The sequence below is a fragment of the Collinsella sp. AM13-34 genome (assembly GCF_003473055.1).
Lineage (GTDB): Bacteria > Actinomycetota > Coriobacteriia > Coriobacteriales > Coriobacteriaceae > Collinsella.
The window spans coordinates 1-10517 of record NZ_QRLE01000036.1; the positions used below are offsets into that span (position 1 = coordinate 1).

At 57.3% G+C, this 10517-nt stretch carries 9 protein-coding genes and 1 pseudogene; 5 read left to right on the top strand and 5 right to left on the bottom strand.

Annotated elements, in window-relative coordinates; genetic code table 11:
- From DW151_RS09920 to DW151_RS09930, 3 genes and pseudogenes are all read right to left on the bottom strand, one after another.
- Positions 1 to 210: pseudogene (locus DW151_RS09920) on the bottom strand (hypothetical protein); the annotation flags it as partial.
- Positions 198 to 896: a hypothetical protein gene (locus tag DW151_RS09925; protein WP_118094906.1), complete on the bottom strand. Its 699-nt coding sequence runs from the start codon at positions 894 to 896 to the stop codon at positions 198 to 200. The gene DW151_RS09925 and the pseudogene DW151_RS09920, both read right to left, overlap by 13 nt.
- Positions 897 to 899: 3 nt before the next feature.
- Positions 900 to 1865, bottom strand: a complete 966-nt coding sequence (locus tag DW151_RS09930) for a hypothetical protein (protein WP_199579944.1) — start codon at positions 1863 to 1865, stop codon at positions 900 to 902.
- A 143-nt stretch (positions 1866 to 2008) separates the two neighbouring features.
- On the opposite strand from DW151_RS09930, the gene DW151_RS09935 reads away from it, so the two are divergent.
- The 3 genes from DW151_RS09935 to DW151_RS09945 all read left to right on the top strand — a co-directional run bounded on the left by DW151_RS09935 (position 2009) and on the right by DW151_RS09945 (position 4767).
- Complete coding sequence (locus DW151_RS09935) at positions 2009 to 2563, top strand: TetR/AcrR family transcriptional regulator (protein ID WP_117583297.1); 555 nt, start codon at positions 2009 to 2011, stop codon at positions 2561 to 2563.
- Positions 2564 to 2767: 204 nt separating this feature from the next.
- Positions 2768 to 3298 (top strand): flavodoxin family protein, encoded by a 531-nt coding sequence (locus DW151_RS09940; RefSeq protein WP_117790849.1) that lies wholly within the window; start codon positions 2768 to 2770, stop codon positions 3296 to 3298.
- A gap of 179 nt (positions 3299 to 3477) precedes the next feature.
- On the top strand, positions 3478 to 4767 hold the full coding sequence (locus DW151_RS09945) for an ATP-binding protein (protein WP_118335660.1): 1290 nt from the start codon (positions 3478 to 3480) through the stop codon (positions 4765 to 4767).
- A 96-nt stretch (positions 4768 to 4863) separates the two neighbouring features.
- Here DW151_RS09945 and DW151_RS09950 read toward each other — a convergent pair whose 3' ends face one another.
- Together DW151_RS09950 and DW151_RS09955 are read right to left on the bottom strand one after the other, a co-directional pair.
- Entirely contained in the window at positions 4864 to 7104 is a 2241-nt protein-coding gene (locus DW151_RS09950; RefSeq protein WP_118335662.1) for a DNA gyrase subunit A, read from the bottom strand.
- A 45-nt stretch (positions 7105 to 7149) separates the two neighbouring features.
- Positions 7150 to 9147: a type IIA DNA topoisomerase subunit B gene (locus DW151_RS09955; protein WP_118335664.1), complete on the bottom strand. Its 1998-nt coding sequence runs from the start codon at positions 9145 to 9147 to the stop codon at positions 7150 to 7152.
- A gap of 451 nt (positions 9148 to 9598) precedes the next feature.
- On the opposite strand from DW151_RS09955, the gene DW151_RS09960 reads away from it, so the two are divergent.
- The gene (locus DW151_RS09960; protein WP_117736515.1) at positions 9599 to 9829 is read left to right on the top strand and encodes a helix-turn-helix transcriptional regulator; all 231 of its coding nucleotides are present in this window, start codon (positions 9599 to 9601) and stop codon (positions 9827 to 9829) included.
- Between the two features lie 9 nt (positions 9830 to 9838).
- Positions 9839 to 10423, top strand: coding sequence for a hypothetical protein (locus DW151_RS09965; RefSeq protein ID WP_118335666.1), 585 nt, complete (start codon positions 9839 to 9841; stop codon positions 10421 to 10423).
- Positions 10424 to 10517 lie beyond the last annotated feature (94 nt).

Here is a 10517-nt window from a genome sequence, read left to right on the forward strand (position 1 = left end):
GCTGGGGTAGAGGTGGTAGAAGCCGTCGAAAAGGCTCTTGAAGCCAAAGGCTTGCTGCCAGTCCGCCATTCCTGCGCGCGCCATGCCCGCGCGGTTGTAATGGTTGAACCCGGCGGCGCTCGACATGCCCGAGCCGATGCCGACGATGATGGCGTCGGCATCGTCGATAAGGCTTCGAAGCCTACGCGCTTCTCTTTCTAGGGGTGGCATCGGGCGATCTCCTCGAAAGCCGGGGCCATATCGCCGTCAACGAGAATCGTCTCGCACGAAGCGTCGGGCGCCATGGCCTGGCCGTAGTTGAACACGATGTAGGTGGCGTGCTCGCAGGCGTTCGCGATCTGGGCGAGCATGCGCTTTATGACGCCGTTGTGCAGTCCCACGCCAAGTTCGAGGATGGCGACCCTGCCGTTGCGATGGGCTTGCACAAGACGCGCGAGCTCGTCGAGCTGGGTCATGGCGAGGGTGTCTGGATGGGCGAGGCGCCGCTCGTCAACCGACGTGCGCGTGCTCCCCTCAGTCTCGAGCACGCGCTCCTCGTCGAACCCGGCGCGCGCGAAGTGCCCGTCGATGTTGCATGTGACCACGAAGGTGTCGGCGTGCTCCGTAAGACGCCGCAGCCCGTTCATGAGCGAGCCGGGCTCATATTCGAGATACTCCTTTTGATGGAACCGCTCGGCCCATCGGCGTCGCACGCTGGCATCCGGGGAAGCGAGCCCCTGCAGTATGCAGCCGATGCCGTCTGCCTGGGCGAGGTCCCCGTACGCCTCTTGGAAATGAGCATCGGCGCAGAAAAGGTTGAGCCCCTCTGCCATGTCCAGTCCGTTGCTAGCGCCGATGATGACAAGATCCGCTTCGGCTAGCGCCCTGCCTATGCGAACTGCTTTCGCCGTCTCCATGCGCTACCTCCTCAGCGTCTTGCGCACGTCGGCAAGCACGTCGGCGATGTCGGCGCGAACGGCGAGCCCCCGATCCTCGATCGCGCGGGGGAGAAACTGCGTCTTGTTGTTTACGGCGATGTAGCTGGCCTGCGGTAACTGCGCCGTGAGGGCCCAGAACGGCTCCTGGATAAACGCGGGCGTCATGCGGCCCACACCCAGCTCGAGGAAGAGGATCCTCTGCCGTGCGTGCGCGTCGAGCCATTCGGACACCTTGCGGTACTGCTCCTCGTAGAGTTCGCCCTGCAGGAAGTTGCCGTAGCCGCGAACCCAGGGGAACGCCTCTGCCCCGCAGTGCGGGCAGCGCGGCACGAGCTCTGTCGGAACCTCAAGGCCGTCTCCCATGGCCTCTACCATGTTGGAGACCGGCTCGACCGCATCCCACACCGCGTCGGTGCAACAGCGGGAGCACTGAAAGAAGCGGTGGTCGCCTTGGATCTCTGCCACTTTCTCCCAGGGATAGAGCTTCACAAACTGCGTGTCCTGGTTGGTGGTGAGCACGAAGAAATCCTTCTCGGCGAGAATGGCGTCGAGGTCCTTGTAGGGCTTGCGCAGCGGGGCGTTGAGCGTGGTGTCGAGGAAGGTGGCGAGGTATCCCCAGCGCGCCTCGGCGGTGGGCCAGCGGTAGAACGACCCCTCGAAAGCGCCCTTGAAACCGTAACGCTCGGCGAATTTGCCGAAATGCTTGCGATAGGTCGCGTTGTCCTCGTAGTAGAAGTCGCCGCCGCCCGCCGCGGAGAGCCCGGAGGCCCCGCCCACCAGCACGCAATCGGCTTCTTCGATCATACGGGCGAAGTCCTCGATTTGCTGGTCGTAGGGCTCGGGCTCGCGGTCACTCAGCTCATAGGGCGTGCTGCCGCTGCGGTAGGCGGCATGAAGGGAAAACGATCGGTTGGTGAGCTCGATAACGAGCTGCTCGTACAGGGTCACTGGATACCTTCTTTCAGCTATTATAAACAGGTGTCTATAAAAAGTATCCATGTCGATTTGCTTAAGAGCAATGAACAGCTTCGGCCTGTTGTCGATAAACGAGCGTTTGCCGGGCATTGTCGAGCGTTGCAATTGGAGGGGTAATGGAAGCGGGGAAGATCGATCGTCGCCGACGTTATACACTCTCGGTCATACGGGAGGCGTTCTTCGCGCTGCTGGCCGAGGTCGGCTTCGCGAAGATGACGGTAGCGGATATCTGCCGCCGTGCCGATATCAACCGTGGCACGTTCTATCTGCACTACGAGGACAAGTTCGCCCTGCTCGACGCGCTTATCGACGAGGCCTTGGCGGCGGTGCCGCCGCTCGAGGGAACGGAGGCGGGTGCCCTCTGCCAGCGTCCGCCGGCAAACGATGACTATTATCTGCTCTACTCGGATGACGACGCGTACGCCCGGGTGGCACAGCGCGTCGTCGAGCGCGGCGCCGAGCAGATGGTTCCCTCGATCATGGAGGAGACTGGGCTTTCGCGCGAGGACGCCTATCTGCTCTTCGTCCACAACGTCCAGGGAAATCTCGCGGTCAACCGCCTACTTGGTTGGAGGCGGGGACCCGAGTTCGCTCACGCCCAGGAGCTGCTCAGTGCCTATTCCGAAGGAGGCATGCGGGCGGTATCGGCTCGCCACGATCCCCGTAGTTGATCTTGACAGCGTGCCATTTCAGGCAGGCGACGTTGCTATGGCCCCTCTTTGGTTTTCGATGTTGTATAAGGCAATCGCAATCGCCTTGAGCTTCTTTAGGGAACTTGAGCAAGAGATATGGCCTGCTGGCGATTGATTAACCCCATTTGTTTTGGTTACAAGAAAAAATGCTGCGCGCCTGCAGCATGAAGGAGAGGGAATCCTATGAATATCGTTGTATTGAGCGGCAGCCCGCGTAAGGGCGCCAATACCGATACCATGGTCGAGGCGTTTGCCGAGACCGCGCGTGAGGGCGGCCATACGGTCGAGGTCATCCGCGTTGCCAGCAAGAAGATCGCCGGCTGCTTGGGATGCCAGTACTGCTTCGCCCATGAGGGCGTCTGCGTGCAGAAGGATGACATGGCCAACGTGATTGAGTCGCTGAAAGACACCGACATGGTTGTCTTCGCTTCGCCTATCTACTGGTTTGACATCACTGCGCAGGAAAAGACCGCCATCGACCGCCTGTACGCCTTCGGTGCCACGGGTTTCCCGTTCACCAAGACGGCCCTTTTGCTCGATAGCCACAGCGAGGGTGTCTATGATGCGGCGATCGCTATGTACAAGTCAACCTGCGCGTACTGCAAGTGGGAGGACCAGGGCATTGTCACGATTGGCGGCATGACCGAGCGCGACAGCATGGCATCGTCGCCCAAGTTGAAAGAGGTGCGAGAGCTCGCTCGCAAGCTCGCCTAAGGACAAGAAGAACGCATGGCAATCAGCGTTGGTGGAAATGCTTGCTATCCTTACCAAGAGATAGGGGTGTATTCCCTCAAGTGCCGTATAGAACATTTTTAAACGCAGAAAAATAACTGAAAACAAATTAATCCGCGTTAAAATATTGTCAAACAGAAGTTCATGAGGGAAGGTTGCGCATGCGTCGCAAGGCAGACGAGCTCCTTAGGGAATGGCGAGACAGAGCCGATAGAAAACCTTTGCTGGTCAAAGGCGTGCGCCAGTGTGGCAAGACCTATTTGCTCAGAACGTACGCCCAGGATCTTTTCGAATCGGTTGTCTACGTTAATCTTGAGAACGACCGGTCGGCGCGAGCGGATTTTTCGGGCGGTCTTGACCCTCATTCGATTGTACGCGCGATCGAGGCTCGTACGGGACAGCGTATCGTGCCTGGCAAAACCTTACTGTTCATTGATGAGATCCAGGTATGCGAGGAAGCGCTCACTTCCCTTAAATACTTTTGCGAAGATGCTCCCGAGTATTACGTTGCGGCTGCTGGGTCGCTTCTTGGGGTTGCCATTAACCATCAGTCGTATTCGTTCCCCGTCGGAAAGACCGACTTGATTGAGATGGCTCCACTCGATTTCGAGGAGTTTCTCTGGGCGATGGGGCACGATCAGCTGGTCGACGAGATACGCTCATCATTCGAGTTTATGGGTCCTCTTGCGCCAAGCCTTCATGAAAAGGCGCTTGGGCTCTATCGGCAGTATCTTGTTGTTGGCGGAATGCCCGAGGCGGTCCAAACGTACATCGATGATCAGTCAATCATTGATGTGGCCGAAAAGCATCGGATTATTCTCGACGGATACTCCGCCGACACTAATAAATATGCTGATGAGCGCTTGAGCGCAAAGACGCGTGCGTGCTTCGATTCCATTCCACAGCAGCTTGCCAAAGAGAATCGTAAATTTCAATACAAGGTAGTGCGAGCGGGGGGCAATGCGTCTCTCTTTGGAGATGCTCTCGACTGGCTTGTATTGTCGGGTACGGTGGCGCGCTGCAGCCTAGTCGGGCAGATCGAAAGCCCTTTAGAGGCCTTCGTTAACCCTTCTGCTTTTAAAATCTATCAGGCGGATACAGGGCTGCTCGTCTCCAAGGCCGGTGCTCAACGCGCCGATATTCTTGCCGGCATCGGCGGCACATTCATGGGTGCACTTACCGAAAACTACGTCGCCCAACAGCTTTCAGCCATGGGCTATCCGCTGTATTATTGGGCGCGAGATAATCGTGCGGAAATCGACTTTGTAGTAGAGAAGCAGGGATGCTTGTCTGCGATTGAAGTCAAGGCGGGAGAGAACACAAGATCTCGAAGCCTGTCCTCACTTAAAAAGACCCATCCGGGCGTGCGCCTTATCAGGCTATCGACTAAGCCCTTTGGAATGAATGATGGGCTTATGTCTGTTCCACTTTATGCGGCATTTTGTCTATAGGGATGATGCTGCTGTAATGCATGGGGACTGGGGCGCAGCATTTACTGCGCCCCAGTCCCCGCCGTTTTGAGAGCTTATGGCGGTTCTGCCGTCGTCCTAGTCAAACAAACTCGGCATGTCGTTCTCTTTCATGAGGGCACCGGCGGAGGGCAGGCTCTGCGCGGTGAACTTTTCGGCCGAGACGCCAGCGCCAAGGATGTCCTCGGTTGTGCCGACAGTGGTGACCGAGCGGCCCTTCTTGGCGGTAAAGGCCTGGACGCCCTGCGTGTTGGTGGTCGTCTTGGTCTTGAGCAGCGACGTGTTGAAGTTCATCAGGCGGTAGTCGCTCGAGACCAGCGCGAGGTCGCGGTCTTCCTTGAGCACCTGCGCATACAGCAGCTTGCTGCCGCCGTAGATGGCGTTCTTGAGGCGCTTGCGGTTGGTCTTGGTGACGTATCCAGAAAGCGCGACGCGCACCACGCGGCCGTTCTCAAAGACGAACAGCACATCGGCCTTGTAATCCTCGGGGTCGATGACCCAGATGACGCTCTCGTCGGGTTCCATCTCAAGATCGGTCGGCAGGTACGAGCCCAGCTGGGCCGACTTGGTGTCCTCAAACGCCGCAACCTTGCACTTGTACACCTGGCTCTTATTGGTAAAGACCAGCAGCTCGTGGGTGTTGGAGGACGGGAACTCGATAAAGGGTTTGTCGCCGTCCTTGTACTTGAGCGTGGTCGCCTTCTTGAGCACGCGGTCCGTCATCTTCTTGAGGTAGCCATCGCGCGAAAGCATGATGGTAACCGGGTACTCCTCGACCTCGGGCTCCAAGCTTACCTCGATAACCTCATGGGGCTCGATCCTGCCCGTGCGGCGCGGCATCACGTACTTCTTGTTAACCGCGGCCAGCTCGTCGCTGATGACCTTCTTGATGTTCTCTTCGCTGGAGAGGATCTCCTCGAGTTCGGCGATCTCACCCTCGAGCTTAGCGATGTCCTTGGTGCGGTTGAGGATGTACTCCTCGTTGATGTTGCGGAGCTTGAGCTCGGCGACAAACTCGGCCTGGGTCTCGTCGATGTCGAAACCCTTCATAAGGTTGGGTACAACCTCTGCCTCGAGCTTAGTGCCGCGGATGATGGCGATGGCCTTGTCGATGTCGAGCAGAATTGCCTCAAGGCCGTGCAGCAGGTGCAGGCGCTCGGACTTTTTGCCCAGGTCAAAGTTAATGCGGCGACGCGTGGACTGAATGCGCCATGCGACCCACTCGTGCAGGATCTGACGCACGCCCATAACGCGGGGATAGCCGTCGACCAGTACGTTGAAGTTGCACGAGAATGAATCCTGCAGCGTGGTCGAGCGATAGAGCTTGGCCATGAGCTTGTCGGGGTCGACACCGCGCTTAAGGTCGATGGCGATACGCAGACCCGAAAGGTCGGTTTCATCGCGGATGTCAGCGATCTCTTTGACCTTGCCCTCCTTGGAGAGCTTGACGATGCGCTCGATGATGACATCGGTCTTGGTGGTGTAGGGAATCTCGTACACCTCGATGATGCGCTCTTCGGGAATCCAGCGCCAGCGGGAGCGAATCTGGAAGCTGCCAAGACCGGTCTCGATGATCTTCTCCATCTCCTCGCGGCGGTAGATAATCTCGCCGCCGGTCGAGAAATCGGGCATGGGCATGTACTCGAGCAGGTCGCAGTCGGGGTCCTTCAGGTAGTGCATCGTGGCGGTGCAGACCTCGTTGAGGTTGAAACCGCAGATGTCGGACGCCATGGCGACGCCGATGCCCTTATTGGCCGAGACAAGGATGTTGGGGAACGTGGTGGGCAGCAGACGCGGCTCCTTCAGGGCACCGTCGTAGCTGTCGACGAAGTCGACCGGGTCCTTGTCGATGTCCTTGAAGATCTCGGCGCTGATGGGGGAGAGCTTGGCCTCGGTGTAACGCGAGGCGGCGTAGCTCAGGTCGCCCGAATAGTACTTGCCAAAGTTGCCCTTCGACTCCACGAAGGGGGCAAGCAGCGCTTCGTTACCCGTCGCCAGGCGCACCATCGTCTCGTAGATCGCGGCGTCGCCGTGCGGGTTGAGCTTCATGGTCTGACCCACGATGTTGGCGCTCTTCTGGCGCTCGCCCTTGAGCAGACCCATCTTGTACATAGTGTAGAGCAGCTTGCGATGCGAGGGCTTAAAGCCGTCGATCTCGGGGAATGCACGCGAGACGTTGACGCTCATGGCGTAGGGCATGTAGTTGACCTCGAGCGTCTGCGTGATTGGCTGATCGGTGACCTCGGAGTGCAGGCCGATGACGTTCTCGGCGTTGACCTGCTTTTTCTTTGGCTGGTTCTTCGTCTTCTTCTTTGCCACGATTTCCTCTTGAACTTCTTATGGGCCGTCGTTATCGATTTGCTGCTATTGCAGGTCCAGCTGGTCCAGGTATTCCTTGCCGTGCTCGGAGATATGGCGCTTACGGCCCGCCTCGTCGTTGCCCAGCAACAGGTTGAACATGGTTTCCATCTTGGTGACGTCCTCGGGCTCCACCTTAATCAGGCGACGCGTCTCGGGGTTCATGGTGGTGAGCCACATCATGTCCGGATCGTTCTCACCAAGACCCTTGGAGCGGTTGATGGAGCACTTCTGGTCGCCGATCTCCTTGAGGATGCCGTTCTTCTCGAGCTCGGTGTAGGCAAAGTAGGTCTTCTCTTTGCAGTTGATCTCGTAGAGCGGCGACTCGGCGATATACACGTAGCCTTCGTCGATAAGTGTGGGCACCAGACGGTAGAGCATGGTGAGCACGAGCGTGCGAATGTGATAGCCGTCGACGTCGGCGTCCGTACAGATGATGACTTTGTTCCAGTTGAGGTTGTCCAGGTCAAAGGCACCGAGGTTCTTGATGCGCTTGTCCTTGATCTCTACGCCGCAGCCCAGTACGCGCATGAGGTCCATGATGATGTCGGACTTAAAGATGCGCGGGTAGTCCTCCTTCAGGCAGTTGAGGATCTTGCCTCGGACGGGCATAACGCCTTGGAACTCGGCATCGCGCGAGGTGCGAATGGCGCCTGCTGCCGAGTCGCCCTCTACGATGTAGATCTCGCGACGGTTTTTGTCCTTGGAGCGGCAGTCGATGAACTTCTGCACGCGGTTGGCCATGTCGGTCTTCTGCTGCAGGTTGGTCTTAATGCTCTGGCGAGTCTTTTCGGCGTTCTCGCGCGAGCGCTTGTTGATGAGCACCTGCTCCACGATCTTGTTGGCAGCGTCTTTGTTCTCGATCAAGTAGGTCGAGAGGCGCTCCTTAAAGAAGGCGGTCATGGCCTGCTGGATAAAGCGGTTATTGATAGCCTTCTTGGTCTGGTTTTCGTAGGACGTCTGGGTGGAGAAGCAGTTGGTCACCAGTACCAGGCAGTCCTGGACGTCTTGCCACTTAATGCCGGTCTCGTTTTTGTTGTACTTGCCCTGTTGCTTAATATAGGCATCGATGGCGCTGGTCAGAGCGCTGCGCGCGGCCTTCTCGGGCGAGCCGCCGTTCTCGAGCCACGATGAGTTGTGGTAATACTCCTGCATCATGAAGGTGCGCGAGAAGCACATGCACGCGGTGATCTTTACGTTGTAGTCGGGCAGGTCCTCGCGATCGCGACCGCGGCGGTCGGCCTCGATAAAGAAGGGTTCGGTAAGGTAGTCGGTACCGACCTTCTCGAGCACGTAGTCCTCGATACCCTTGGGGTAGCAAAAATCCTCTTCGGAAAACTCGCCGTCGTCGCCCTCGATGCGCAGGCGGAAGGTCACGTTGGCGTTGACCACGGCCTGGCGGCGCATGGTCTCGCAATACCAGTCGTGGGGAATGCTGATCGAGGTAAAGACCTCAAGATCGGGGCGCCACTTGATGGTGGTGCCGGTACGGTCCTCATCGCTGGGCTCGATCTCGAGCGCCTTCTTTTTGGCGCCGACGACCTTGCCTTTCTTAAAGTGCAGAGAGTACTTGTTACCGTCGCGCCAAACGGTGACGTCCATGTACTCGGAAGCGTACTGGGTCGCGCACGAGCCCAGGCCGTTGGTGCCGAGCGAGAAGTCGTAGTCGCCGCCTTGGTTGTTGTTGTACTTGCCACCGGCGTAGAGCTCGCAAAAGACGAGCTCCCAGTTAAAGCGCTTCTCGGAAGGGTTCCAGTCGAGTGGGCAGCCGCGGCCGTTGTCCTCTACCTGAATGGAGCCATCGCGAAAGGCGGTAAGGATGATGAGCTTGCCGTAGCCCTGGCGCGCCTCGTCAACGGCGTTGGACAGGATCTCGAAGGCGGCATGCGCGCAGCCGTCGAGCCCGTCCGAGCCAAAGATGACGGCGGGGCGCAGGCGTACGCGCTCCTCGTCCTTGAGCTGACGAATACTGTCGTTACCATAGTTTGCGGTGTTTTTTGCCATACTCGCTCTCTCGGTGCTCCTTTGCTGCGTTTAAGTCATATAGATAGTCAAGGTAGCATAGCCCAGCCCACAGACGATTCCACCCAACACGAAATCCATCGAACAATCGTTCGGATTAACGGGTATAGTGTTTAGCGGTAACGCGGCATTGTTAAACAAATTTGGATACAAACGAATTTTATTTAATAGGGACCTAGTTTTACTAAACAAAATCGAATGATGCTGATTGCACGAGCGGGCACAGCGATCGACTATCAATCACGTTTACTCGGACAAAACCGAGTCGGTTCTGTCCGAGTAAGTTTGAATAGCGAATCGAGATTGTTATGTCCACATGGCGATGGCGAACATGGTTTCCATAATGACAGATATAGTTGACATCTTGTGAAGGATGCAATATATTTCTGTCATGTTGCAACGGATATCTGTCCACATTTACGAAAGGAACTCCATGCCGGGCAAAAAGAACCTACGCATGAAGGCGGCACGCGCGGCGGCTGGCCTTTCGCAAGCTGACTTAGCCCAAGCCGTGGGCGTTACGCGCCAAACCATCGGCCTTATCGAGGCAGGCGGCTACAACCCCACGCTCAATTTGTGCGTGGCAATCTGTAAAGCGCTACGCGTTACGTTGAACGACTTGTTTTGGGAAGACGAGAGCAACGTCGACCCTGACGCTCTTTAGGAGTTCGCTATGAAATTTGAAGATTTAAAACTCGTGCAAAAGTGGCGTGAATATGCCGGTCCAAAGGATGAGCGCCTGGAGGCTGAGAGCGCGAAGATCTACAAGATTGGTTTCGTGCTGCTTTCGTTTGGCATGTTGATGATCTTTTTCTACCAGTTTATAGCTCGACAGGTTGCGTGGGTTCACAGCGACGCCAGTGAAATGCCGCATGGCTTTGCAACGCCGTTCGAGGCAGCCATGTATTTGTGGCTCATTCTCGTGATGTTGATTTGCGCAGGACTGCAAACGCGGAAGGGCTATGTCGATACCAATCGTTTTGGGCAAACCGAGCATCTTCCTGTTGGATATTTCCTGCTTGTCAGCGGTCTTAGCGGCACCGCGTTCGCGCTTGTTATTGCCGCAATGCGCTGTGTCGCTGAGGCGCAGATCGTACCGCTCGAAAGCGTCTTTTGGTTGGCGAACCTGGCCACGGGCGTGTTCTGCGGTGCGACGATTTTCGCGGCCACGTTTGCTGTCCTGTGCGCAACGTTTTTCACGGCGAAAAGACGCCGTGCCAAGCTCGAGGCAGAACTCGACTCCTCAGACGACATTTAATGTGCAATGGGCTGGCTCTGGGTATCCAGAACCAGCCCATTTTGATTACAGGCTTTAGCCTGTGCGGGGCGCGCAGCGCGCCGCATCAGAAACC